The organism is Blastococcus jejuensis (assembly GCF_039534705.1).
In the GTDB taxonomy this organism is placed as follows: Bacteria; Actinomycetota; Actinomycetes; order Mycobacteriales; family Geodermatophilaceae; genus Blastococcus_B; species Blastococcus_B jejuensis.
This window is the reverse complement of the sequence record NZ_BAAAVV010000002.1, coordinates 27,045-50,438: the sequence shown is the minus strand read 5'-3', so window position 1 is coordinate 50,438 and position 23,394 is coordinate 27,045. Positions and strand designations below refer to the sequence as shown.

Sequence of the window (23,394 nt, the reverse complement as noted above, 5' to 3'; positions counted from 1 at the left end):
CGCCGGGGTGACCCGCCCCTCAGTCGGGTGCGGCGGGCCGCGGACCCTCGGGCCGCTCGACCAGCCACCGGCGGATCTGCTCGTAGACCCGGGGATGGTTGAGCAGGTCGAGGTGGTTCAGGCCGCCGAGGCGGTGCACGTGGTCGGCCGGGAAGGCCAGCCGGTCGTCGTCGCCGGTGTCGCCCGTGGCGCTGCGCGGCGGCACGAGCAGGTCACCGAGCAGGTCGGCGGCGCGCCCCGACGGGTCGCGGGCGAGGGTCGCGAGGACGACGAAGTGCCGGGCGCCGTCGTGCAGCGGGACGTGGGTGTGCCCGGCCGTCCCCGGGGCGTCCAGGTCGCGGTCGGCCCAGTCGGCCTCGACGAGCGTGCCCCGCCGGAGGTCCTTGATGCCCACGCTGCGCAGCGCGAGCAACGTGGCCAGGCCGCGGGTCTCCGGCAGCCGGGTCAGCACACCGGCCAGGCGGTGCACCCCCCGCTCGAGCGGGGCGCCCAGGTGCGGCGAGCCCAGCGTGACGCTGTCGCGGACCAGCGACGTCCAGCCGTGCGCTCCCGGTGTCCCGCCGCCGGCCTGGTGCAGGGCGCTGCGGGCGACCAGGCCGCCCATGCTGTGGCCGATCAGGACGACGTCCTGCACCGGCACCGGCCACGCCTCGACGAGCGCGTCCAGCAGCGCGTCGAGCGCCCGCCCGTTGTCGGAGATGTGCAGGCCGGTGTTGTAGCGCAGCTGCACCGGCGTCAGCCCGAGGTCGGCGCGCAACCGGTCGCCGTACGTGACGCCGGGGCGACCGTGGTGGCGTTCGGAGCGGTAACCCCAGGCACGCTCGGTCTCGGTCAGGCCGTGCAGGAAGACGGCCAGCCGGCCGGTCACCTCCGGGTGGGCGCGCTCGAGGGCCCCGGCCTCGACCGGCACCGGCCGGCCGTCGACGCGCACGGTCATGCCGAGGGCGAGCGCGGGCGCCTCCCGCGCGACGAGGTCGCCGTGGGCCCCGTTCAGGATCGCCAGCGCCGCCCGGCCGGCCGGGTCCTCGTCGACGCTCACCCCGTCGGCGCCCAGGGCCGCCGCCTCGCCGACGACCCGCGCCCCGGCGCCGAGGGCGAGCCGCACGCTGCCGTAGGCGAGGCCGGCGATCGTGTCGTGGACGACGCGGACGGGAGCGCCGGCCGGGCCGACGGCGTCGAACGCGCGGTCGGCGATGCCCTGGTGGAACTCGTGGACGCGGGTCGTGCTGCCGCGCAGGGTCAGCCGCGCGAGCCGTCCCACCGCCCGGACCTCGTCCGCCCGCATCGCCGTCCCCCTGGTCACCGTGCCGAGAGCCGAAGCCTGCCGCCCGCGGACCGGCCGGGCAACCGCTCGGCGCCGGTCAGCTGCCGGGCACCGCGCAGGAGAGCTGCCCGGTCAGCCGCTTGTGCAGCGCCCAGACCAGGAGTCCGATCGCGGCGACCGACAGCACCGGCTGCACCGGTTCGAAGTAGGTCATGGCGCCGCTGGTCCCCAGGGCGAGCAGGACCAGCTTGTTGCACACCGGGCACCCGACGGCGAAGAACGTGAGCAGCCCGCCCGCCCCGCCCAGCCGGCCCGAGCGCCGGTCCTCCTGCTCTGGCGCGTCCCCGTCCCGGACGTAGGTGGCGAACAGCAGACCCGACAGCACCGCGCTGACCAGCAGCGCGGGCCACGACCACCACGTCGGCGGCACCTCGCGGCCGAACACCGGGGTGTCGATCAGGTCGGTCGGGACGGCGATGACGACGACCGTCAGCGCGGTGGCGGCCAGCGCGGCCCACCAGCGGCGGGAGCCCCACGTCCGCAGCGCCGTCACGGCCGCGCTCACGACGAGCTCCGGACGCGGACGGCCCGGCGGACCCGGCCGGCGACGACGACGAGCAGCACCACGACCGCACCGCCGAGCAGCCACAGGTCCCAGTGCGCACCGACCGCCCGAGCCAGCCAGCTCTGCGCCTGGAACTCCGCCTCGGTGGTGTCGCCGAGGCCGAGGGCACCGGTCAGCCCCGCCGTGCCGTCGTAGACCAGGAACAGGACCCCGACCCCGACGAACAGGGCGCCGGCCACCATCTGGGTGCTGTGCAGCCGGAGGCGGCCGAGCGTCACGGGCCGGCCACGCAACCAGGACCTGCGCCCCAGCTGCAGCCTGTCCCAGACCAGTGCCAGCACGAACATCGGCGCGGCCATGCCCAGTGCGTACACCGCGAGCAGGATGCCGCCGCGCACCACGTTCCCGTCGGCCGCGGCAACGGTCAGCACCGAGCCGAGGATGGGGCCCGAGCAGAACCCGGCCAGGCCGTAGACCGCGCCCAGGCCCAGCGTCCCGAGCCATCCCTCCCTCAGCGGTCGGGGGCGGGAGCCCGCGAACCTGCTGCGCAGCCGCTCCGCGCCCGGGAACGCGAAGCCGCCGCCGAAGAACTGCAGGACGCCCATCGCGATGATCAGCCAGCCGGCGACCAGGATCAGCGTCTCGCGCCGGCCGTAGTACAGGCTCGACACCAGCGCCGAGCCCATGCCGAGCGGCACGAGGGTCAGGCTCAGTCCGATCCAGAACACGGTGGTGCGCACGGCCAGCTCACGCGGATGGGCGAACGCGTAGGCGAAGAACGAGGGCAGCAGCAGCGCGCTGCACGGGCTGATCAGCGTCAGGGCACCGCCGAGGAAGGCCGCGACCAGCCCGAGCTCAGCCACCTTGGCCCGCCCCCGCCGCGTCCAGCGCCGCCTCGATGGTCCCCTCGAAGACCTCCGTCGGCTGGGCGCCCATGATCGGCACGCCGTTGACGAGGAACGCCGGGGTGCCGCTGATGCCCAGCCCCTGGCCCTCGGCGAAGTCGCGGGCGACGGCCTCGACGGTCGCGGCCGAGGCCATGTCGCGCGCGAACGCGTCGGTGTCCAGGCCGAGGTCGCGGGCGATCTGCGTGAGCCGCTCGGCGGTCAGCTCACCGCTGTGCGGCGGGAGTTCCAGCCCGTAGACCGCGCTCTGGAACTCCCAGAAGCGGTCCTGCGCCGCCGCGGCCCGGCCGGCCTGGGCGGCGAGCTGCGACTGCTCCCCGAGGTAGGGGAAGTCGCGCCACTCCATCCGCAGGGTGCCGTTGTCGACGTAGCGCTCGACGAGTTCCGGCTCGGTCTCCCGCGCGAAGCGCCCGCAGAACGGGCACGGGAAGTCCGACCACATGATCAGGACGACGGGCGCGTCGGCGTCGCCCAGCGCCATGGGGTCGCCGGGGACCCGGTGGGCCAGGTGGTCCAGGGCGCCGGTGCTGGGGCCGGCGGCCTCCGGCCGCTCGACGACGGCCGGCGCCCCGTCGCCGGACCCACCGGCATCGGGCTCGTCGTCGCCTGCGGCGTAGCCGGCCGCGGCGATCCCGAGCGCCAAAACGGCGACCAGCGCGAGCAGCGGACCCCGCAGCCTGGAGACGAGGCCGGGCTCCGCCTCTCGTCGGTCGGTTCCCGTCCTCGTCGTGTCGACCTTCCCCACCAGCTCCCCCTCGCGTCCGATCACTCCGGAAATGACCGTACATTAGAGCGGTGCAGAGTCCGGGAACCTCCCTGGGCCGGGGAGAGGAGGCTGCGATGGCCGCGACGCCGCGCCTGGTCCGCGCCAACGGCCTGCTGTGGCAGCAGGTCCTGGCCGACCTGCGGGAGCGACTGGCCCGCGGCGATTTCTCCGGCGACTTCCCGGGCGAGCTCGACCTGGTGGATCAGTACGGGGTCAGCCGGCACACCGTCCGCCAGGCACTGCGCGAGCTCCGGGCGGAGGGGGTCGTCACCGCGGCGCGGGGCCGCCGCCCGCAGGTGGGCCCACAGGCGCGACTCATCGCCCAGCCGGCCTGCATCCTGCACTCCCTGTTCGCCTCGGCACGCGCCCGTGGCCTGACCCCGTCGGCCCAGGTCAGGCACCTGGAGGTCCGGGCCGACGACGACGCGGCGAGCCGGCTGGGGCTGGCGGCGGCCACGCCACTGGTGCACCTGGAACTCCTGCGCTCGATCGACGGCGAGCCGGTGGCACGGGACCGGATCTGGCTGCCCGCCGCGCTGGCCGAGCCGCTGCTGACCGCAGACCTGGGGCGCGCGCGATTCCACACCGAGTTGCACGAGCACACCGGCGTCCTCGTGACCGGCGGTGAGGAGACCGTGCAGGCCGTCCTCCCCTCCCCCGACGAGCACGAGATCCTCGGCATGGCGACCCCGACGCCTGCACTGTCCGTCCACCGACTGGGCACCAGCCATGGCCGGCCGGTCGAATGGCGGCACATGCTGATCCGCGCCGACCGGATCACGCTGTCGAGCACGCTGGGGCCGCCGTGCGGGCCGAGCACCGATGGCGCCCAGCCGCTGAGGATGACGCCGAGCCTGTCCTGACCCGGGCCGGGCGGGAAACCGGGTCGCAACTGCCTCGCTCGGCGTCGCGACGTCGCTACCCTGCGCCCGTGTCGACCACCGTCGGCCCCACCGGACCGCGCCGTCGTCGCTGGCTGCGCAGCGCCGTCCCGGCGCTCCTGCTCGCACCGCTCCTGCTCCTCGGTCTCGACCCGGCCCCGGCGTCCGCCGCGCCGGGGGCGCTCGCGGTGGAGGCCGCCCCGGCCGAGGTCGCTCCCGGGGACCCCGCGGTGCTCGTGCGCGTGTCCAACACCGGCACCGGTCCCGTCACCTCGCTCACCCTCACCGCGCACGGGCGTGCCGGGGTGCAGGGCCGGCTGGAACCCGAGTCGGTGCCCCGCCTGGAGCCCGGGACCTCGGCGCTCGCGACCCTCACGCTCGACGGCGTGCCTGCCACGCGGCCGGCGTCGGTGGTGGTCGTCGTCTCCGGCACGACCGAGGGGGGCGAGACGGTCGCCATGACCGCCGTCGGCCTGGTCGCGGCCGAGTCCACCACGGCCCTCGCGCTCGTCGGCAACACCCGCCTGACCGACGCCTCCCCGGCCGACCTGGTCGCGGTGGTCACCAACTCCGGCGAGACCGCGGCCACGGTCACGGTGCGCGCGGATGCCGGCGGCCACGTCGTCCGGCTGGCCGCCGGGGACGACGACGTGAGCGCAGCCCGCGCCGGGGAACCGATCGAGCTCACCGTCGGCCCGCGCGCCACGGCCTTGGTGCAGGTGCGCGTGGAGGCGCAGCGACCGCTGCGGCGCGGCGCGGCCGGCCTGGTCGTCACGGCGACCTCGGAGACCGACGACGGCGCGGGGCCGGTCGACGCCGTCGCCACGCGGGAGATCGACGTGGCGCTCGCCGCCGACGAACTGCCGGGGGTGCTCGGGGTCGGCTCGATCGTGGTCGTCCCGGGGTTGGTGGCGGTCTGGGCGTTGCTGACCGTGCTCACCCGCGACCGGCGGCGGATCGGGCTGGCACCGCCCGCCGTCGGCAAGCGGATCTGGGACGACAAGCTCTGGATGCTGGCGGCCGTGACCGTGTCGCTCGCCGCCGCATGGCTGTACGCGCTGGTCGGGGCGGCGGACCTGCTCGACACCTACACCGTGAGCGACATCGTCGTCGTCAGCGTGACGTGCGGGCTCCTGGCCGCCGGCGGGGCGGCGCTGCGGGTGTGGTGGCACCGCCGGGCCGTACCGGCGGTGACGCCGACCAGCAGCCCGCTCGCCGTGCTCGGGGCCGCCGCGAAAGCCGATCCGGCGCTCGACCGGCCCGTCTACCGGGACACCGGTGGGGCGTGTGGGCTGCTGGTCCACACCGACGGGGAGGCCATGGTGCTCACGCCCCCCGTGGAGTACATGGAGATGGACGTGCGCGATCAGGAGCGCAGCGGGCGGCTGGCCGACGTCGCCGCGGTGATGGCGACCCAGCCCGACGCCGAGCACCGGATGCGGTTCCAGCAGAAGGAGGGCTGGCTGCCCGGCCCGACGCCGGTGCCGGGCGCGACGCCGGCGGGCAACGAGCGGCTGCCGCTCACGCGTCCGGTCGACGTGTTCGACTGACACCCAGCAGGCGAGAACCCCGTGACACCAGCGCCGCCCCTTAGGCGGCGCCGGCCCCCAGAGGCTTCCGACGCAAAGCGTCCGATGCCGAACGGAGCACCGTCGGGGATACGGCTACTGCGGTATCTGGTTCCCGACCACGGTGGCCCCTAGAGTCTAGCCGGGGGGCGCCCATGTCCGGCATCGCCGAGGTCACGCTGCTGCGCGTCTCGCACGTGAGCGCGCGCATCCACGACGGGCTGCTCGACATCGGGCAGCCCGTGGCGTTCGCCCAGCGGCTCACGAGCCCGTCACCGGTCCGCGGGCTCGCCGTGGGGCTGCCGTTCGGCGACGACGTGCCGATCGACACCGAGTTCTGGTCGCGGATCGCGGAGAAGCCGCTGCGCGCCACGGTCGACGAGTCGCTCGCCCCCAAGCTGCGGCGGGCGGGGGTCCCGCTGCGCGTGCGCGGCACGCTGACCGCACCGGCCGGGACGCCCCGTCTCGAGCTGCACCTGCACCCGTTCGGCGTGGTCGCACTGACGACGGTGGACCTCCGGTGGACCGACCCGGTGCCGCTCGACGTCGTCTCCGACCGGGTCCAGCAGCTCGAGGAGGCGCCGGCCACCGTCGGGGTCGGGCCGGTGTCGCTGGAGGCCACGCTCGGCCAGGCGGCCCGGTCGGCGGCGCAGGCGGTCGTCACCCACCTGACCGACGCGGGCACGGGCGAGAGCTGGGACCCTCCGCCGCACCGGCTGGCGACGGTGATCAGCGGCCGCATCGACCACCCGGTCGACGCGATGCCGCCGGCCAACAGCCCCCTGCACCTGGCCCTGCACCACCTGTCCGCGGGCGGGAGCGTGGTGGCCGACCCCGCCACCGCCTTCGTGGCCCAGTGGAGCGGCGCGGGCTACACCTGGCCGCCGGCGAACCTGGTCTACATGCTCGACCGGGGCACCGCCGTCCTCGCCGCGGAACTCACCGCGGCCGAGCACGCCCGGGAGTTCGGCAGCACCGCCGACCGGCACCGGCGCGTGCTGCTGCTCGTGGCCTACCTGACCGCCGCCACCGGGCTCGTGCGGGCCGCCCCCGCCAGCGCGTCGCCGCTGTTCACGGCCTGGGCGGACACCTTCGCCAAGCGCCTCGGCCTGCTCTTCGGACCCGGCAAGGGCTACCTGGACTGGGGGCTGCTCCCCCGCGCCCTGCTGCAGCGCATGGGGGCCAGTGACGACGTCGTGGCCGTACTGGGTGCCCCCTTGGCGCCCAACGCCCAGTACCCGGTGTCCGCCTACCCCTGACCCGCCACAGATCGGCAACGACGTCATCAGCGATACGCCCTGCGCGCCGGCCTGCACTCTTGCGCGGTTTCCCACGCGCTTGCGCTGGTGCACTGCCGCAAGGACGTCGGCAACCGCGCAAGAGCAGTGCCCCATGAACGGGTCGGAGGTCCCCCGGTCAGACCTCGCCGGCGCGGGCCTGTGCCCAGAGGTCGATGCCGGTGTCGACGGCGTGCTCGTCGATGGCGGCCAGCTCGTCGGTGGTGAACTCCGGGGTGTCCAGCGCCCCCACGTTCTGCTCGAGCTGCGCGACGCTGCTGGCGCCGATGAGGACGGTGGTCACGCGCGGGTCCCGCAGCGCCCAGGCCAGCGCCATCTGCGCCAGGCTCTGCCCCCGCCCGCGGGCGATCTCGTGCAGCGCACGGACGTGGTCCAGCGCCTCGTCGGTGAGCAGCTCGCCCGAGAGCGACTTGTCCTGGCTGGCCCGCGAGCCCTCGGGGATGCCGTCCAGGTACTTGTCGGTGAGCATCCCCTGGGCCAGCGGGGAGAAGGCGATGCAGCCGGCACCGACGTCCTCGAGCGTGTCGAGCAGCCCCTCGGTCTCGATCCAGCGGTTGAGCATCGAGTACGACGGCTGGTGGATCAGCAGCGGCGTGCCCAGGTCGGCGAGGATCTCCGCGGCCTTCGCGGTGTCCTCCGGCGAGTACGACGAGATGCCGGCGTAGAGGGCCCGGCCGGAGCGGACGGCGGTGTCGAGCGCGCCCATCGTCTCCTCGAGCGGCGTCGTCGGGTCGGGGCGGTGCGAGTAGAAGATGTCGACGTAGTCCAGCCCCATCCGGCGCAGCGACTGGTCGAGGCTGGCGAGCACGTACTTGCGGCCGCCACCGCCCTGCCCGTACGGGCCCGGCCACATGTCCCAGCCGGCCTTGGTGGAGATGACCAGCTCGTCGCGGTAGGGCGCGAAGTCGTCGGCGAGGTGCCGGCCGAAGTTGGTCTCCGCCGACCCGTAGGGCGGGCCGTAGTTGTTGGCCAGGTCGAAGTGCGTGATGCCGAGGTCGAAGGCGCGGCGCAGGATCGCCCGCTGGCGCTCGAACGGGACGTCGTCGCCGAAGTTGTGCCAGAGCCCGAGACTGACGGCGGGCAGATCGAGACCGCTGCGGCCGGTCCGGCGGTAGGTCATCGAGTCGTAGCGGTCATCGGCTGCGCGGTAGGCCATGGGCCCATCGTTCCCGGTCGCGCCCGCCGCCGCGCCCGCGGCGTCCCTACCGGCCGGTAACCGGAACCGGCCGGCGTCGTTGGTCCCGGGGACCGACCGCCGATCCCAGGAGCCCCGCATGCGCCGCTCTCGCGCCCTCCCCGTCGTCGCGCTGGCGCTGGCCGCCGTGGTGGTCGGCTCCTCCGGTGCCGTCGCCGCCCCCGGCGACCCGGCGCCGGGGACGCCGGAGTACCTGGCCCGGGACGCGCAGAACATCGCCGACGCCTACGGGCGGCAGACCGCGCCGGACGGCCAGCTCTCCCCCCAGTACGGGCTGGCCAGCGCCCAGTACATCAACCCGGTGTTCGCCGCCGACCTGCTCGCGCAGGCCGCGCGGCCGAACCGCCCGGCGCTCACGCCGGCGATGGCGGTGCCCGGCTGGAACAGCGGCAACCCCTACCGCGCCGACTGGAACGGAACCCGCGGGCAGATCACCCCGGTGTCGTTCACCAACCGGTACGGCGCGCTGATCCAGGGCGACCTCTTCGCGCCGCTGCCGGGCGCCACCGACCCCTACACGGGCGAGCCGCTGGAGGGGCCGTTCCCCGGCGTCGTCCTCACGACCGGCTCGGTCCAGGGCAGCGAGCGGATGTACTGGTGGCTGGCCCAGGACCTGGCCGAGCGGGGTTACGTCGTCCTGACCTACGACGTGCAGGGGCAGGGCAGGAGCGAGACGTTCCCCCACCTCGGCGACGTCGAGGACCTGCCCTACTGCTCGTTCGCGGCCGCCCCGGCCGCCGGCGAGGAGTCCCCCTGCCCCGGCGTGCCCTCCCAGCAGACGGCGAACTTCGTCTACGGCACGCAGGACGCGATCGACTTCTTCCTGTCCACGCCCGACGCGCCGTACGCCAACCCGGCCGCCGGCTCGGCGGACGTCGACGGGCACAACCCCCTGTGGGAGCAGTTCGACCGGTCCCCCGACCCCGACACGGTCACCCCGGGCCGGACCACCCGGCTGGCCGTCGTCGGCCACTCGCTCGGCGCGATCGCGGTGTCCTACCTGCAGGCGGTGGACGAGCGGATCCAGACCGTCGTCGCGCTGGACAAGCTCTCCACCCGCGCGTCGATCCGGGACGGCGAGGAGTTCGACGCGCTGGGCCCGCTGGAGCCGGTCGTGCCCGCGCTGGGTCTGCAGTCGGAGTACGGGTTCACGGTCGCGCCGTACTTCGCCAACTCGGGGCTGTTCGACCCGTCGGAGGTCGGATCGCCGGCGGAGGCACCGGACCCGCGCCGCGAACTCGCCACCGGCTACGACGGCTGGACCGCCGCCGGCGTCGACTCGATGGTGATCGTGCCGCGGGCCTCCACCCACCTCGAGTACACCGACATCGCCTACGTGCTGCCCGCGTCGCGGTACGGGCAGGCGGTGTCCAGCGTCTACACCCAGGCCTGGCTGGGGAAGTACCTGCAGCACGACCCGGCGGCCGACTCCGTGCTGCTGGGCACGACGCTGCAGTACCTGGAGCCGGACTCGACCGGCACCTGGCAGCCGGTGACGCTGGACCGCGCCGAGCACCTGTCGTTCTACTTCTGCTCCGGGTACGACATCGCGACGGCGTCCGGGCGGGCGGTCGACGACGACATCGCCGACGTGGGCTGCGCGTAGGTCAGCCCAGGGCGACGCAGATCGCGTCGGGGGCGTCGGGGCACGCGGCGCCCACCGTCAGCTCCCCCAGCCGCAGCGAGCGCACGTCCTCCGGATCGGCGAACAGGCGCAGGTCGGAGATGCGCAGCCGCAGGGTCGGGAAGACGTCCGCCCGCCCCTCCGGCGTGGCCGGGGTGACCGCCCGGTCCAGGACGACGTACCCGGTGACGTCCTCCGCGTGCATCTGGTTCCAGAACCGGTCGGAGGTCGGGAGGGGCGGGTAGTCGAAGCAGTACCGCTCCGTGCCGTCGCCGGACTCGACGACGATCCCGACGTCGCCGATGTCCGCCGGGGTCTCCGGGCCGGTGCCGACGTCGAGCCGGGCCGCCAGACCGGGCATCGCCGACTGCTGGTCCCAGCGCATGGTGAATCCGACGCTCACCGGCAGGTACTGCAGCGCCGCCGGATCCACCGGGCAGGAGTCGGAGAAGTTCGGCACCGGCGGCACGACGCCGGTCTGCACCGGCCCGGCGGTGACCGTGAGCCGGCCGGCCCGACCGCCTTCTGCCGTCAGCAGAGCGCCTTCGGCGATCACCAGCGGGCCGGCGGCCGGCGCCGCGGGCGGTCGGACCGTCTCGTCGGCCACCGGGATGCTCGGTGGCGGGTCCGGCTCGGCGAGGTCCTGGAGAAACCCGCACCCTGCCGTCGACGCCAGCGCGAGGCCGGCGAGGACGGCGCGCCGCCACCCCGTGTCCGTCCGCACCGCCACCCCCGGTCGAGTTCCGAGCCCGGAGAGTCTCATGAACCACGCGGCCGCACACCGATCCCCGGCGTGGGTCACCCGTCGGGGGCCTACAGTCGGTGCAGGCTTCCCCCCGGCCGACGAACGGAGATCGCCATGTGGCGCGTGATCGGGATCCTGCTGGTGATCTGGCTCGTCGTGACGGTGATCGGCGCGGTCGTGAAGGGTCTGTTCTGGCTGGCCGTCGTCGGGCTGCTGTTCTTCGCCGCCACCGCGGCCCTGGGGTGGAACAAGCGCCAGAACGAATTGCCCCGCGGCCGGCACTGAGGCCGCCCGACGCGGGCGGGCGGGGTCAGTCGCAGCCACCGCCGTCGCAGCCGGAGTCCCCGGCGAGGATCACGCCGCTGGACCAGTCACCGCCGTAGAAGCGCCGCTCCGGCTGCTCGACGACCTGCTCGGCCACCGGCACCCGGGCGCTGTCGACGAGCTCGTCGAGCGGGATCGAGTACGGGCTCTGCGTCATGGCTGAAGGGTCGCGCCCCCGCGTCGCGGTGTCCAGTACCGCTCAGCCCGGTCCGCCGGTGCGGTCGGTGGCGAGCGCGAAGTAGTTCTCCTCCTCCTGCACGAAGTGCAGCCGGAGCACGGCGTACAGGCCGTAGAGGGTGGCCAGCACGTCCTCGACCTGGTCGGGGTCGAGTTCCCCGGCGGCGTCGGCCAGCTCCAGGTGCGTGCCCAGGCGGGCGGCCAGGCGCTGGATCTCCGCGTGCGTCCGGCTCATCGGGGCGGTGGCCTCCGTGCTGCCGAGCGGCTCGGCCAACGCGGGGTAGAGCTGGGTCTCCTCCGCGAGCTCGTGGGGCAGCAGGCGGTCGACCAGGAACACGTGCGCCCGCCGGACCGCGTCCAGCGCCTCGGGGCCGGGCTTCTCGGCGAGCAGTCCCGCAGCGCGCCGCAGCAGCGGGAACGTGTCGGCGAGCTCGTCGTGCTCGGTGGCGAACCGGCGCACCAGCGTGTCGGTGTCCGCCGTGAGCGTCACGTCCCCGCCCGGGTCCCGGAGCGCGCGCAGCGCGTTGAGGATGACGGCCACGTCGATGCCTTCCTGCAGCAGCGCCCCGGCCGCGGGGGGCAACCAGCCGAGGGCCGCCACCCCCATCGCGACCAGGGAGAGCGCCATCCCGACCGTCGCGCTCTGGACGGCGATGCGGCGGGCCCGGCGGGCGATCTCCATGGCGTCGGCGAGCCGGTCGATGCGGTCGACGGTGAGCACGATGTCCGCGGCCTCCGAGGACGCCGTCGCGCCCCGGGCCCCCATCGCCACCCCGACGGTCGCGGCGGCCAGCGCGGGGGCGTCGTTGATCCCGTCGCCGACCATGACCGTGACCTCGCGCGCGTCCTCACCGCGCACGGCCGCCACCTTGTCGGCCGGGGTCTGCTCGGCGTAGACGTCGTCGAGCCCGAGCACCGTCGCGACCTCGCGGGCCGGCTCGACCCGGTCGCCGGTGAGCATGACCAGCCGCTGCAGGCCGGCCGAGCGCAGGCGCCGGATGGTGCGCGGTGCGTCCCGGCGCAGCGGGTCGCGCAGCAGCACCGCGCCGACGAGCTCGCCGTCGACGGTCACCCAGGAGACGGCGGCGCCGTCGAGCCGGGCCCGGTCGAGCACCACCCGCGCCCAGTCGTGGTCGCGGGGCGCCGTCCGCTTGCCGACCTCGATGCGCCGCCCTTCGACCGTCGCCGACACCCCGCGGCCGGGCTCCTCGACGACATCGGTCGGCAGGGTCAGCGGCAGCCGTCGGGCCCGGGCCTCGGTCACGATGGCCTCGGCGAGCACGTGCGGAGACAGCTGCTCGGTGGACGCGGCCAGCCGCAGCACCTCGCCCGCGTCGCCGGCCGGGGCGGTGGCGACCTCGACGACGGTCGGCCGTCCGACGGTGAGCGTGCCGGTCTTGTCCATGACGAGCGTGCGGGCGCGGCCGAGGTTCTCCAGCGCGCCCCCGCTGCGGATGACCACCCCGATCCGGGAGGCCCGGGACAGCCCCGACACGATGGCCACCGGCGCCGCCAGCAGCAGCGGGCAGGGCGTCGCGACGACCAGGACGGCCACGGCCCGCACCGCCGACCCGCTGACCGCCCACGCCGCCCCGGCGACGGCGAGGGAGAGCGGCAGGAACCACGCCGCGTACCGGTCGGCCAGCCGGACCACCGGGGCGTTCTCCGCGCCGGCCTCCTGGGCGAGCTTCACGAGGCCGGCGTAGGTGCTCTCCTCGGCGGTGGCGGTGGCCCGCAGCTCGAACGCCGGACCGCCATTGACCACGCCGCTGCGCACCGGGTCGCCGTCGGACCGCTCGACCAGGAGCGGCTCACCGGTCAGCACCGACTCGTCCAGCGCCGCGCTGCCGCCTTCCACGCGACCGTCGACGGCGACCACCTCGCCGGGGCCGACGACCAGCAGGTCCCCGGCCGCCACCGCCTCGAGCGGCACCGTCTCGACCACGTCGCCGAGACGGCGGCGCGCGCTGCGCGGGGCGTGCTCCAGCAGGGCCCGGAGGTCGCGGGAGGCCCGCCGCTCCGCGGCGGCGTCCAGCGCCCGACCGGTCGCCACCATGACCGCGACCAGGGAGCCGGCCAGGTACTCCCCCACCGCCAGCGTGCCGACGAGGGCGACGACGGCGAGCAGGTCCACACCGGCCCGACCCCGGCGCAGGGCGGCGACCACCCAGGCCAGCGCGGGCAGCACCGCGAGCACCGTGCCGGCGATCCAGCCCCCGTCGGCAACCGCCTCGGCGCCGAGGGCCCGGGCGAGCAGGCCGGTCAGGAAGGCCCCGAGCGTCAGCACCAGCAGGCCCGGCTCCAGCCACGGGCGCCACCCCTGGCCGCGCAGCCGCCAGACGGGCCGGGCACCGGCAGGCGCGCCTCGGTCGTCGGCCATGTCGTCGGTGCCCCCTCGAGCGGTCGGCGCCCCCTGCGTCGAGGGGATCATCCCCCGACGACCGGCCCGCGCGGGGCCCACGCGGGTGCCGGCGGCGTCACCTCCGGGCCGCACGCTCGTTTCCTGAGCAACCGACGCGCCCCCCGCCCAGACCGGAGACGCACATGTTGCTTCGTTCCATCCGCAGACGGATCGCCCTGTGCGGCGTGACCACGGCCGTGCTCGTGGGCCTCACCACGGCCGGGGTGGCCGCGCCGGCCGCGGCCGCGCCCGACGCGTTCCGACCCCAGCTGGTCACCGTCGACACCCCCACCCGCGCCGACAAGCAGCTGCTGCAGACCCTCGGCCTCGACCTCACCGAGCACGCCGGCCACGACTACGTCGAGGTCGTGCTGCACACCGCCGAGGACGCCGCCGCGCTGGTCGCGGCCGGGCTGGGCTACGACGTCCGCATCCCCGACCTGCTCGCGCGGGAGGCGGAGAACAACCAGCTCAACGCCGCCTACGCGGCGGCCACGGAGCGCTCGCCGCTGCCGTCGGGCCGCGATGCCTACCGCACGCTCGACGACTACAACGCCGACATGGCGGCGCTGGCCGAGGAGCACCCCGACCTGGTGAAGCTCTTCACGCTGCCGCACGCCTCGCTGGACGGCCGGCCGATCTACGGCGTCGAGATCGGTCGCGGCGTGCAGGGGCCGGAGCGCGGGCTGCCGGTGTTCCTCATGCTCGGGGTGCACCACGCCCGCGAGTGGCCCTCCGGTGAGCACGCGATGGAGTTCGCGGTCGACCTGGTCAGCAACTACGGCACCGACCGCCGGATCACCGACCTGGTGAACCGTTCCCGCGTCGTCGTCGTCCCGGTGGTCAACGTCGACGGGTTCCACATGTCCCGCACCGACGGGGAACTGGTCGACCTGCGGACGGTCGACGAGGGCGGCACGGCGAGCATCCTCGGCACGCCCGGCAACGCCTACAAGCGGAAGAACTGCCGCCTCGTCGACGGTCAGGACACCCCCGACGGCACGTGCGCGATCGCCGCCACCAGCCCCGGCGGCTACGGCGCCGGCGTGGACCTCAACCGCAACTACGGCGGCTACTGGGGCGGCCCCGGCGCCTCGGACCTGTTCGCCGACCCCACCTACCGTGGCGCGGCGCCCTTCTCCGAGCCGGAGACGCAGAACATCCGCGAGCTGATCAGCGGCCGGCAGGTGACCACCCTGATCACCAACCACACGTTCTCGAACCTGGTGCTCCGGCCGAACGGCGCCGCCCCCGACCTGGTGCCCGGGAGCGAGGGCATCCCGCTCGGCGACCCGTACGACGAGGACGCGCTGCGCGAGCTCGGCGACGAGATGGCAGCGCAGAACGGCTACACGAGCCAGCACGCGTGGGAGCTCTACGACACCACCGGCTCGACGGAGGACTGGTCGTACAACACCACCGGTGGCTTCGGCTACACCTTCGAGATCGGCCCGGACGAGTTCCACCCGCCGTTCCCGGAGGTGGTCGACGAGTACCTCGGCGCCGGGGAGTACGCCGGCCGGGGCAACCGGGAGGCGTACCTGATCGCGCTGGAGAACGCCGTCGACCCGGAGATGCACTCGGTGCTCACCGGCCGGGCGCCGGCCGGCGCGATCCTGCGGCTGAAGAAGACCGTCGCCACGTCGACCTGGGACGCCTCGATCCAGGACACCCTGGACACGACGATGACCGTGGGGCCGGACGGCCGCTACACCTGGCACGTCAACCCCTCCACCCGCCCGGTGGTCATGGACCGGCAGGTCGAGACGGTGTCCGGGGACCCGGTCGCCGAGGAGTCCTGGACCGGGACGACGGCTCCGCTGCAGTCCACCGACCAGGAGTTCGCCGTCACCCAGGACGTCGACCTGCTCGAGATCACCCTCGACTGGCCGACCCCGGACGACCTGGACCTGGAGGTCTACCGGAAGAACGCCGACGGCTCGCTGACCCAGGTCGGCAGCTCGGGCAACTTCGTCGGGGACAAGGAGCGGGTGCTGCTGCAGGACCCGGCGCAGGGCACCTACGTGCTGCGGGTCATCAACTTCGCCTCGGCGACGCCGAGCTGGACGTTGACCGCCGCGCTGTTCGAGGCGGAGACCTCGACGGTGCCGGGCCTGGTGGAGAACTGGACGCTGACCTGTGAGCGCGACGGCCGGGTGGTCCAGCGGGTGCCGGTCGTGATCGACCGCGGCCAGCAGCTGCGGGTGAACCTCACCGCCTGCGGACGGCGCTGAACGCCGCCGCCCCGGCCCCGCACGGGGCCGGGGCGGCGGCGGCTCGGTCAGGGACGGCGAATGCCGCGATCCCTGCCGAGCGCGGCGAGCAAACCCTCGACCACGTCGTCCGGCGCTCCGGCACCGGAGACCGCCGCCCCCGGCTCGTCGTCCTGCAACGGCTCCAGGGTGGCGAGCTGGCTGTCGAGCAGCGAGGCGGGCATGTAGTGACCGCTCCGGTGCGCCAGGCGCTCCCGGAGCAGCGCCGCGTCGGCGGTGACATGCGCGAACCAGACCGAGGGGTGCCCGTCGCGGAGCAGGTCGCGGTAGCTGCGCTTGAGCGCCGAGCAGGTGATGACGGCGGAGCGACCGGCCTGCTCGCGCTCCCCGATCCAGCCGGCGAGCCGGCGCAGCCAGGGCCACCGGTCCTCGTCGTCCAGCGGGGAACCGGACCGCATCTTCGCCACGTTCGCCGGCGGGTGGAGGTCGTCGCCCTCCACGAACTCCCACCCGAGCCGGTCCACCAGGCCGTCGGCGACCGTCGACTTCCCCGTACCGGACACGCCCATCACGACGATCGTCGTACTGCCCGAGGGGACGTCCTGCCCGGTCATCTGCGCGCACCCATCCGGAACCTCGGAGATCCTGCCGACGACGCGGACGCTACGCGGCCCGCGAGCGGCCCTGGACCGACGGGTCCACCGACTCGCCCTGCGCACCGTTCGACGTGTTGGATCAGCCTCCCGAGCAGAAGTAGGCGGTCATGATCGGATTTCCGGGGGACAACGACGTCCCCCTCGTCGTGCTGGTCGATGCGACGAGCGCGACCGAGCGCGCGCTGATCAAGGACGCGCTCGACGAGCAGGGCCGCCCCTCGGCGACCGTCCTGCCGCTGCACGGTGCCGGCCTGGCCGACGCCCTCGCCGCCGCGGACCCGGACACGGTGGTCACCGCCGTGCGGGTGGCCTGGACCCCGGCCCGGGCGACCGACCTCGAACCGGGACGGCGCCGGGGCCTGCGCTGGTCGTCGGCCGCGCCGTCCTTCCCCTGGCGCCCGCCCGGCCCGCTGCAGGCGGCGATGCTGCGTCGCGACCCCGAGCGTGCCCGCGTGGTCGTCGCCGAGCCGGCCACCGTGGCCGAGCTGTCGGGGCGCTGGGACGGTTCGGGCTCCCTCGCCGACTTCGTGGCGCGCCAGGCCGGGCTGGCACTGGACCGGGCCGAGCGCCGCGTCGTCGGCGACCGGGTGAAGGTGCCCCGGCAGGTGGCCGAGGCGATCGAGGCCGACCCGGGGTTCCGCCGCGAGATCTCGGCGCTGGCCGAACGGCTCGACTGCCCCGAGGACGAGGTCCACGACCGCGTCATGGCCGACCTGCACGGCCTGGTCGCCGCGATGGACCCGGTCGCGGTCGAGCTGTTCACCGGCGCCTTCCGGCCCCTGCACGCCCGCGCCTGGGAGGTCCAGACCGACACCGAGGGCCTGGCCCGGCTGCGCGAGCTCAACCGTCGCCACCCGCTGGTCTTCCTGCCCAGCCATCGCTCCTACGTCGACCCGCTCGTGCTCGCCGACGTGCTCGCCCGGCACGACTTCCCCCGCAACCATGTGCTGGGCGGCGACAACCTGCGGATCTGGCCGATCGCGCCGCTGGCCAAGCGCGCCGGCCTGGTGTTCATCCGGCGCAGCTTCGGCGACGACGCGGTCTACAAGCTCGCCGTCCGGGAGTACTTCGCGTTCCTGCTGGCCAAGCGCTTCAACCTCGAGTGGTACATGGAGGGCGGCCGGTCGCGGACGGGCAAGCTGCGGCCGCCCCGGCACGGACTGCTGCGGTACGTGGCCGACGCCGTGGAGCGCGGGCGGGTCGACGACGTGTTCATCGTCCCGGTGTCGATCACCTACGACCAGCTGCGCGAGGTGTCGGGGATGGCCGCGGAGCAGCGCGGCGCCGCGAAGCGGGGAGAGGGCCTGTCGTGGCTGGCCTCCTACGCCCGCGGCCAGCTGCGGACGCCGCTGGGCCGGGTGCACGTCGGCTTCGCCGAGCCGCTGTCCCTCGCCTCGGCGCTGCGCGCCGGCGCGGACCCGGAGGCGCCCGACGCGCGCCGGCTCACCCTCCAGAAGGTCGCCTTCCAGGTCGCCGTCGGGATCAACTCGGTGACGCCGGTGACGGCGACGGCGCTGGTCACCCTGGCCCTCCTCGGCGTCCGCGACCGCGCGCTGACGCTGGGCCAGGTGCGGCACGTCCTGGAGCCGCTGCTCGGCTACCTGACCCAGCGCGACCTGCCGCACTCGGGCGCCGCGTTGCGCACCGTGCGCGGCGTGCGGCGGGTGCTCGCGGCGCTGGCCGAGCAGGGCGTGGTCACCGTGTACGACGGCGGCGAGGAGCCGGTCTACGCGATCGAGCGCGGCAAGCACCTGGTCGCGGCCTTCTACCGCAACAGCGCCATCCACCACGTCGTGGACCGGGCGATCGCCGAACTGGTGCTGCTGTGCGACCCGGCGGACCGCTGGGACGAGGCGATGCGCCTGCGCGACCTGCTGAAGTTCGAGTTCTTCTTCCCCGAGCGCGACGCCTACCGGGAGCGGATCGGCGCGGAGCTCGGGCAGCTGGACCCCGACTGGGAGACCGCCGACGGCCGGGACGTCCTCTGCCGGGCGCCGTTGCTCGTCGCGCACCGGGTGCTGCGCTCGTTCGTCGACGCGCAGATGGTGGTCGCCGAGCGGCTGGCCGCCCGCGACCCGCGCACGCCGGTCGTCGACGAGGAGTTCATGGACGAGTGCGGCGGCGTCGGGCAGCAGATGCTGCTGCAGGGGCGGCTGCACGGCCCGGAGTCGTTGTCCCGCGAGCTGTTCGCCAGCGCGCTGCGCCTGGCGGCGAACCTCGACCTGGTCGACCCGGGGCGCGAGGAGCTGGCCGGCCGCCGGCAGGAGTGGGCGGCGCAGGTGCGCGACGTCGTCACCCGTGTGGCCGTCATCGACGAACTGGACGCCGCGGCGCGGCGCGAGACCGTGGGGGTGGAACCGTGAGCGGCGACGAGCCGGTGCAGGAGTCGCTGGTGACCAGCGGACCGATCGTGCCGCCCGGGGCGCGGGCCGGCGTCTGGACCGAGGACCAGTTGCTCGCCGACGTCGACGCCGGTCCTCGTGGGCCCCGCATCGGGGCCTTCTTCGACTTCGACGGCACGGTCATCGACGGGTACTCCCTCGCCGCCTTCGCCCGCCACCACCTGCGCTCGCTGCACGTGACCCCGACGGCCCTGGGCGAGCTGCTGCTCACCGGGCTGCGCGGCGTGACCACCGAGCACGACTTCGAGAAGTTCACGACGGCCGGGATGCGGGCCTGGGCGGGCCGCAGCGAGGACGAGCTCGTGGAGCTCGGGGAGCGGCTGTTCGTCCAGGGCATCGCCGGGTCGCTCTACCCGGAGGCATGGCGGCTGATCGCCGCGCACGTGCGGGCCGGGCACACTGTCGTCCTCGCCTCGTCGGCGACGCGCTTCCAGGTGGAGCCGGCCGCCCGCGCGCTCGGCGTGGAGCACGTCCTGGTCTCGCCGGTGGAGATCGTCGACGGCGTCTGCACCGGCCGCCCCGGCGGGGGCCTGCTCTGGCGGGCCGGCAAGGCGGCGGCCGTGCGGTCCTTCGCCGAGGAGCACGACATCGACCTGGCGCAGAGCTTCGCCTACTCCAACGGCGACGAGGACGTGCCGTTCCTGCGCACCGTCGGCCGGGCGCGGGCCCTCAACCCGGGCCGCGGTCTGGTCGCCGCCGCCCGGCACTACTCGTGGCCGATCGCCCGCTTCCGGCCGCGCGGCCGCGGTGGCCCGGTGGAGCTGGCCCGCACGGCGGCCGGGGTCGGCGGGCTGCTCGGCGGCTTCGCGGCCGGGGTGGCCCTCGGCGCGCTCAACGGCTCCCGGCGCGAGGCGATCGACCTCGGCATCACGCTGGGCGGGGAGCTGGGCAGCGTGCTGTCCGGCGTGCGGGTCGACGTCGAGGGCGCCGAGCACCTCTCCGCCCGCCCGGCGGTCTTCCTGTTCAACCACCAGAGCCAGCTCGACGTGCTGGTGATCGCGAAGGTGCTGCGCGGGGGCTTCACCGGCGTGGCCAAGAAGGAGCTCGCGAACGCCCCCGGCTTCGGGCTGGCGTTCCGCCTCGCCGACGTCGCGTTCGTCGACCGCGGTGACCCGGCCAAGGCGCGTGCAGCGCTGGAACCGGCGGTGCAGCGCCTGCGCGAGGGACTCTCCCTCGTCATCGCCCCGGAGGGGACCCGCTCGGCGACGCCGACCCTGGGCCCGTTCAAGAAGGGCGCCTTCCACGTCGCGATGCAGGCCGGGGTGCCCCTGGTCCCGATCGTGATCCGCAACGCCGGCGAGCTGATGTGGCGCGGGGCGGCCACGATCCAGTCGGGCACCGTGCAGGTGCGGGTGCTGCCGCCGGTCCCGACCGACGGCTGGACGGTCGACGAGCTCGACGCGCGCGTGGCCGAGGTCCACGAGCAGTACGTGGACACGCTGGCCAACTGGTCCGGGCGCAGCCAGGTCACCGTGACGGCGTCGGAGCCGACCGCCGACGACGGCGGGCACGCGGCCCCGCCCGCCGCGCCGCTGGACTGGGGCGTCTCGGCGGAGATGAACCCGCTCGAGACGGCGATGTGGCGGGCGGAGACCGTCGACCCCCGGCTGCGGGCCAACGTCACGCTCCTGGAGCTGCTGGAGCCCGCCCCCGACTGGGAGCGACTGCTGGCCGCGCACGAGTGGGCGTCGCGCATGGTGCCGCGCATGCGGCAGCGCGTCGTCGACCCGGCGCTGGGCGTCGGCACCCCCCGGTGGGTCACGGTCGACGACCTCGACCTCTCCCGGCACGTCCACCGCGTGCGCCTCGACCCGCCCGGGACGATGCGCAAGCTGCTGGACGTGGTCGGCGAGTTCGCGGCCGCACCGCTGGACCGCGATCGTCCCCTCTGGGAGGTGCTGCTCGTCGAGGGCCTCGAGGACGGGCGGGCCGGCTACGTGGTCAAGACACACCACAGCACGACCGACGGGCTGGGCGCGGTGCAGCTGATGAGCCTGCTGCACCGCCGCTCCCCCGACCCCGACCCGGCCCGCCCCGAGCCGCCGGTGCCCCTCGGCGACGACGACGTCTCGCCCGTGGACGTGCTCACCGAGCAGCTCTCCGGTGCGCTCCGGTCGGCGCCGCTCGAGCTGCTGCGCCGAGGCGTCGAGGCGCTGGCGCACCCGATGGACGCCGCGGCGCAGGCCGTCGGGGTCGCCCGGTCGGCGGCGCACACGCTGGCTCCCCCACGGGGTGGTGGCTCGGCACTGCTCGCCACCCGGGGCGGCGGGTGGCACGTCGAGGTGCTCGAGGTGCCGCTGGCCGACCTCAAGGCCGGGGCCAAGGCGGCCGGGGGGTCGGTCAACGACGGGCTGCTGGCCGCGGTGCTCGGCGGGTTCCGGCGGTACCACGAGCGGATGGGCGCACCGCTCGGGACGCTCACGCTGGGCATCCCGATCAGCCTGCGCGCGAAGGACGACCCGCAGGGCGGGAACCGGTTCACCGGTGCGCGCTTCACGGCCCCGCTGGCCGAGAGCGACCCCGCCGCGCGGATCGCCGCGGTGCGCGAGTTCGTCCTGTCGGCGCGGACCGAGGGCGGTGGGGATTCCGTCGGGGAGCTGCTCACGCCCGCGCTGGCGTGGCTCCCGGCGCCGGTGATCGGGGCGCTGTCCGGGTCGCTGACCAGCGCGAACGACGTCCAGGTGTCCAACATGCCGGGAGTGGCCGAGCCGGTCTACATCGCCGGGTCGCGCATCGTGCGGATGTACCCGTTCGGCCCGCTGCCCGGCTGCGCGGCGATGATCACGCTCATCTCGCACGAGGACCAGTGCTGCATCGGCATCAACGTCGACTCCGCCGCCGTCACCGACCCGTCAGGGCTGGTGGCCGACCTGCAGGCCGGTCTCGACGAAGTCGTCGCCCTCGCGGGGTAGCGGCGGCCGCTGGAGCTCCGGCGGCGGGTCGTACGCCCGCAGGACGGTCAGGTCGCCGGAGCTCCCGTAGAGCTTGCCCTCGTAGGCCTTGACCGCGGCGACCAGCACGATGCTGACCACCACGAGCAGCGACCACGACCCGAGCTTGGCCGCGTGGACGACCGTCCAGACGGACTCCTGCGACGGGTACTGCCAGGCCTGCAGGAACGTCGCGCCGTTCTCGGCGGCCCAGAGGAAGAACCCGATGAGGACGAAGGACAGCGCGAGCGGCATCGCGTAGCGGCGCCAGGCGACGGTGAAGTGCACCCAGGTGCGCCGGGTGACGAACAGCAGCGCCAGCGCCAGCACCACTCGGGCGTCCCACGTCACGTGGGAGGTGAAGAAGTTGAGGTAGACCAGCGCGGCGACGGCTGCCGTGGCCCAGGGCCGGTATCCGGTGATGCGCAGGTCGAGCCGGCGCCATGCCTGGCAGACGTAGCTGCCGACGGCGGCGTACATGAACCCGCTGTAGAGCGGGACGCCGCCGATCGTCGCCAGCCCGGTGTCGGGATAGGACCACGACCCCTGGGCGACCTTGTACAGCTCCAGGGCCAGGCCGACGAGGTGGAAGCCGAAGATCACGGCGACCTCGCGGCCGGTCTCCCAGCGGAGCAGCCACAGCACGAGGGTGACCCCGAGGCACCAGAGCAGCAGCGCGTCGGCGGGGTCGATCGGCAGCGGCACGACGCGGACGAGGGCCAGCCCGAGGAAGAACAGGACGGCGAACAGGCAGCACTGCGCCTCGACCCAGGCGAAGCGCAGCAGCTGTTTCATCCGGGGAAGGCTAGGTGACCCGGCGCCGGTCCCCGTGGCGCCGCCGGCCACGCGTGTCGTCGCGGCTATGCCGCGGCGGGCAACGCGCCTCCGCCGTCCAGCCGGGCGTACGCCTCGTCGATGGACACCTGACTGGGGACGAACTCGAGGACCCGTTCGCCGCGCACCAGGTACATGCGGGTTGCGCCGTCGGTCGCGTCGGGCGCGAAGACCGTCGCGTCGCGGAACCGGAAGGCATTCCACAGCGGGACCACGCCGTCCAGGTCGGGGACGACGTCCCGACCCAACCACCGGCTCAGGACAGTGACCTCGTCGTCGAATTCGCCCACGTCGTACTCCTCTCCCGCAACTCCCCGTCTGCTGCAGGAATGCTCCCGCCCCCGACGGCTCGCCGGAAGGACGCCATGGCCGAGGTCATGAACCCGTCATGCACCCGTCACGCAGCCGAATGGCGTCGGTGCGCCACGCGGCCTCACGACGCTCATCGAGGAGCCTGGGACCGCCATCGCCCTGCTCGTCATCCAGCCCTCGGCGACGACCGCGTTCTCCTGGCCGGCGCTGGGAGGCGTGTCGCCGCCACACGCCTCCCGGGCTCTCGGACGACGTCTCGATGGTCACCAGCGACTGCCACTCGACCCACCTCCCGGGTGGTGAGGCGGCAGCCGTCGTGCATCCGTCGTCGGCC

19 protein-coding genes are annotated in these 23,394 nt (G+C 74.6%); 8 read left to right on the top strand and 11 right to left on the bottom strand.

Annotation, left to right across the window (positions count from 1 at the left end; genetic code table 11):
* Nucleotides 1-19: 19 nt before the first annotated feature.
* The 4 genes from ABD644_RS03965 to ABD644_RS03950 all read right to left on the bottom strand — a co-directional run bounded on the left by ABD644_RS03965 (nucleotide 20) and on the right by ABD644_RS03950 (nucleotide 3,503).
* Nucleotides 20-1,261 (bottom strand): lipase family alpha/beta hydrolase, encoded by a 1,242-nt coding sequence (locus ABD644_RS03965; protein WP_344687251.1) that lies wholly within the window; start codon nucleotides 1,259-1,261, stop codon nucleotides 20-22.
* A 100-nt stretch (nucleotides 1,262-1,361) separates the two neighbouring features.
* Nucleotides 1,362-1,829 (bottom strand): hypothetical protein, encoded by a 468-nt coding sequence (locus ABD644_RS03960; RefSeq protein ID WP_344687249.1) that lies wholly within the window; start codon nucleotides 1,827-1,829, stop codon nucleotides 1,362-1,364.
* Complete coding sequence (locus ABD644_RS03955; protein WP_344687248.1) at nucleotides 1,826-2,692, bottom strand: cytochrome c biogenesis CcdA family protein; 867 nt, start codon at nucleotides 2,690-2,692, stop codon at nucleotides 1,826-1,828. Before ABD644_RS03955 ends, ABD644_RS03960 begins: the two co-directional genes overlap by 4 nt.
* A complete protein-coding gene (locus ABD644_RS03950) occupies nucleotides 2,685-3,503 on the bottom strand; it encodes a DsbA family protein (RefSeq protein WP_344687247.1) in 819 nt (272 codons plus the stop codon). Before ABD644_RS03950 ends, ABD644_RS03955 begins: the two co-directional genes overlap by 8 nt.
* 71 nt (nucleotides 3,504-3,574) lie before the next feature.
* On the opposite strand from ABD644_RS03950, the gene ABD644_RS03945 reads away from it, so the two are divergent.
* The 3 genes from ABD644_RS03945 (at nucleotide 3,575) to ABD644_RS03935 (ending at nucleotide 7,208) form a co-directional block, all read left to right on the top strand.
* Nucleotides 3,575-4,363: a GntR family transcriptional regulator gene (locus ABD644_RS03945; protein WP_344687246.1), complete on the top strand. Its 789-nt coding sequence runs from the start codon at nucleotides 3,575-3,577 to the stop codon at nucleotides 4,361-4,363.
* 68 nt (nucleotides 4,364-4,431) lie between these two features.
* Nucleotides 4,432-5,931, top strand: a complete 1,500-nt coding sequence (locus ABD644_RS03940) for a hypothetical protein (RefSeq protein ID WP_344687245.1) — start codon at nucleotides 4,432-4,434, stop codon at nucleotides 5,929-5,931.
* A gap of 173 nt (nucleotides 5,932-6,104) precedes the next feature.
* Nucleotides 6,105-7,208, top strand: a complete 1,104-nt coding sequence (locus tag ABD644_RS03935) for a hypothetical protein (RefSeq protein WP_344687244.1) — start codon at nucleotides 6,105-6,107, stop codon at nucleotides 7,206-7,208.
* 157 nt (nucleotides 7,209-7,365) lie between these two features.
* Here ABD644_RS03935 and mgrA read toward each other — a convergent pair whose 3' ends face one another.
* Complete coding sequence (mgrA, locus tag ABD644_RS03930; protein ID WP_344687243.1) at nucleotides 7,366-8,403, bottom strand: L-glyceraldehyde 3-phosphate reductase; 1,038 nt, start codon at nucleotides 8,401-8,403, stop codon at nucleotides 7,366-7,368.
* A gap of 118 nt (nucleotides 8,404-8,521) precedes the next feature.
* Here mgrA and ABD644_RS03925 point away from each other — a divergent pair, with 118 nt between their 5' ends.
* Nucleotides 8,522-10,048, top strand: a complete 1,527-nt coding sequence (locus ABD644_RS03925) for an alpha/beta hydrolase family protein (RefSeq protein ID WP_344687242.1) — start codon at nucleotides 8,522-8,524, stop codon at nucleotides 10,046-10,048.
* 1 nt (nucleotide 10,049) lies between these two features.
* On the opposite strand, the gene ABD644_RS03920 is transcribed toward ABD644_RS03925, so the two are convergent.
* The gene (locus tag ABD644_RS03920) at nucleotides 10,050-10,790 is read right to left on the bottom strand and encodes a hypothetical protein (protein WP_344687241.1); all 741 of its coding nucleotides are present in this window, start codon (nucleotides 10,788-10,790) and stop codon (nucleotides 10,050-10,052) included.
* Nucleotides 10,791-10,925: 135 nt separating this feature from the next.
* Here ABD644_RS03920 and ABD644_RS03915 point away from each other — a divergent pair, with 135 nt between their 5' ends.
* The gene (locus tag ABD644_RS03915; protein ID WP_344687240.1) at nucleotides 10,926-11,096 is read left to right on the top strand and encodes a hypothetical protein; all 171 of its coding nucleotides are present in this window, start codon (nucleotides 10,926-10,928) and stop codon (nucleotides 11,094-11,096) included.
* Between the two features lie 25 nt (nucleotides 11,097-11,121).
* Here ABD644_RS03915 and ABD644_RS03910 read toward each other — a convergent pair whose 3' ends face one another.
* Nucleotides 11,122-11,292 (bottom strand): hypothetical protein, encoded by a 171-nt coding sequence (locus tag ABD644_RS03910; protein WP_344687239.1) that lies wholly within the window; start codon nucleotides 11,290-11,292, stop codon nucleotides 11,122-11,124.
* Nucleotides 11,293-11,334: 42 nt separating this feature from the next.
* Nucleotides 11,335-13,692 (bottom strand): heavy metal translocating P-type ATPase, encoded by a 2,358-nt coding sequence (locus tag ABD644_RS03905; protein WP_344687238.1) that lies wholly within the window; start codon nucleotides 13,690-13,692, stop codon nucleotides 11,335-11,337.
* A gap of 206 nt (nucleotides 13,693-13,898) precedes the next feature.
* On the opposite strand from ABD644_RS03905, the gene ABD644_RS03900 reads away from it, so the two are divergent.
* Nucleotides 13,899-15,947: a M14 family zinc carboxypeptidase gene (locus ABD644_RS03900; RefSeq protein WP_344687236.1), complete on the top strand. Its 2,049-nt coding sequence runs from the start codon at nucleotides 13,899-13,901 to the stop codon at nucleotides 15,945-15,947.
* A 47-nt stretch (nucleotides 15,948-15,994) separates the two neighbouring features.
* Here the strand turns inward: ABD644_RS03900 and ABD644_RS03895 are convergent, their stop codons facing one another.
* Nucleotides 15,995-16,540, bottom strand: a complete 546-nt coding sequence (locus ABD644_RS03895; RefSeq protein ID WP_344687235.1) for a gluconokinase — start codon at nucleotides 16,538-16,540, stop codon at nucleotides 15,995-15,997.
* Nucleotides 16,541-16,689: 149 nt separating this feature from the next.
* Between ABD644_RS03895 and ABD644_RS03890 the strand changes: the two genes are divergently transcribed.
* Nucleotides 16,690-18,945: a glycerol-3-phosphate 1-O-acyltransferase gene (locus ABD644_RS03890; RefSeq protein ID WP_344687233.1), complete on the top strand. Its 2,256-nt coding sequence runs from the start codon at nucleotides 16,690-16,692 to the stop codon at nucleotides 18,943-18,945.
* Nucleotides 18,942-21,896 carry a wax ester/triacylglycerol synthase family O-acyltransferase gene (locus ABD644_RS03885; RefSeq protein ID WP_344687232.1) on the top strand — a complete coding sequence of 985 codons (2,955 nt, stop codon included), beginning with the start codon at nucleotides 18,942-18,944 and terminating at the stop codon, nucleotides 21,894-21,896. Before ABD644_RS03890 ends, ABD644_RS03885 begins: the two co-directional genes overlap by 4 nt.
* On the opposite strand, the gene ABD644_RS03880 is transcribed toward ABD644_RS03885, so the two are convergent.
* Nucleotides 21,837-22,709 (bottom strand): DUF817 domain-containing protein, encoded by an 873-nt coding sequence (locus tag ABD644_RS03880; protein ID WP_344687231.1) that lies wholly within the window; start codon nucleotides 22,707-22,709, stop codon nucleotides 21,837-21,839. The two genes, ABD644_RS03885 and ABD644_RS03880, sit on opposite strands and share 60 nt — an antisense overlap.
* Nucleotides 22,710-22,774: 65 nt before the next feature.
* Nucleotides 22,775-23,038 (bottom strand): hypothetical protein, encoded by a 264-nt coding sequence (locus ABD644_RS03875; RefSeq protein ID WP_344687230.1) that lies wholly within the window; start codon nucleotides 23,036-23,038, stop codon nucleotides 22,775-22,777.
* Between the last annotated feature and the right edge of the window lie 356 nt (nucleotides 23,039-23,394).

What these genes read in the sequence shown, in the direction of transcription:
- ABD644_RS03945 (WP_344687246.1), top strand. Translation starts at nt 3,575, where the DNA reads ATGGCCGCGACGCCGCGCCTGGTCCGCGCCAACGGCCTGCTGTGGCAG.
- ABD644_RS03935 (WP_344687244.1), top strand. Translation starts at nt 6,105, where the DNA reads ATGTCCGGCATCGCCGAGGTCACGCTGCTGCGCGTCTCGCACGTGAGC.
- mgrA (WP_344687243.1), bottom strand. Translation starts at nt 8,403, where the DNA reads ATGGCCTACCGCGCAGCCGATGACCGCTACGACTCGATGACCTACCGC.
- ABD644_RS03925 (WP_344687242.1), top strand. Translation starts at nt 8,522, where the DNA reads ATGCGCCGCTCTCGCGCCCTCCCCGTCGTCGCGCTGGCGCTGGCCGCC.
- ABD644_RS03915 (WP_344687240.1), top strand. Translation starts at nt 10,926, where the DNA reads ATGTGGCGCGTGATCGGGATCCTGCTGGTGATCTGGCTCGTCGTGACG.
- ABD644_RS03910 (WP_344687239.1), bottom strand. Translation starts at nt 11,292, where the DNA reads ATGACGCAGAGCCCGTACTCGATCCCGCTCGACGAGCTCGTCGACAGC.
- ABD644_RS03905 (WP_344687238.1), bottom strand. Translation starts at nt 13,692, where the DNA reads ATGGCCGACGACCGAGGCGCGCCTGCCGGTGCCCGGCCCGTCTGGCGG.
- ABD644_RS03895 (WP_344687235.1), bottom strand. Translation starts at nt 16,540, where the DNA reads ATGACCGGGCAGGACGTCCCCTCGGGCAGTACGACGATCGTCGTGATG.
- ABD644_RS03890 (WP_344687233.1), top strand. Translation starts at nt 16,690, where the DNA reads ATGATCGGATTTCCGGGGGACAACGACGTCCCCCTCGTCGTGCTGGTC.
- ABD644_RS03880 (WP_344687231.1), bottom strand. Translation starts at nt 22,709, where the DNA reads ATGAAACAGCTGCTGCGCTTCGCCTGGGTCGAGGCGCAGTGCTGCCTG.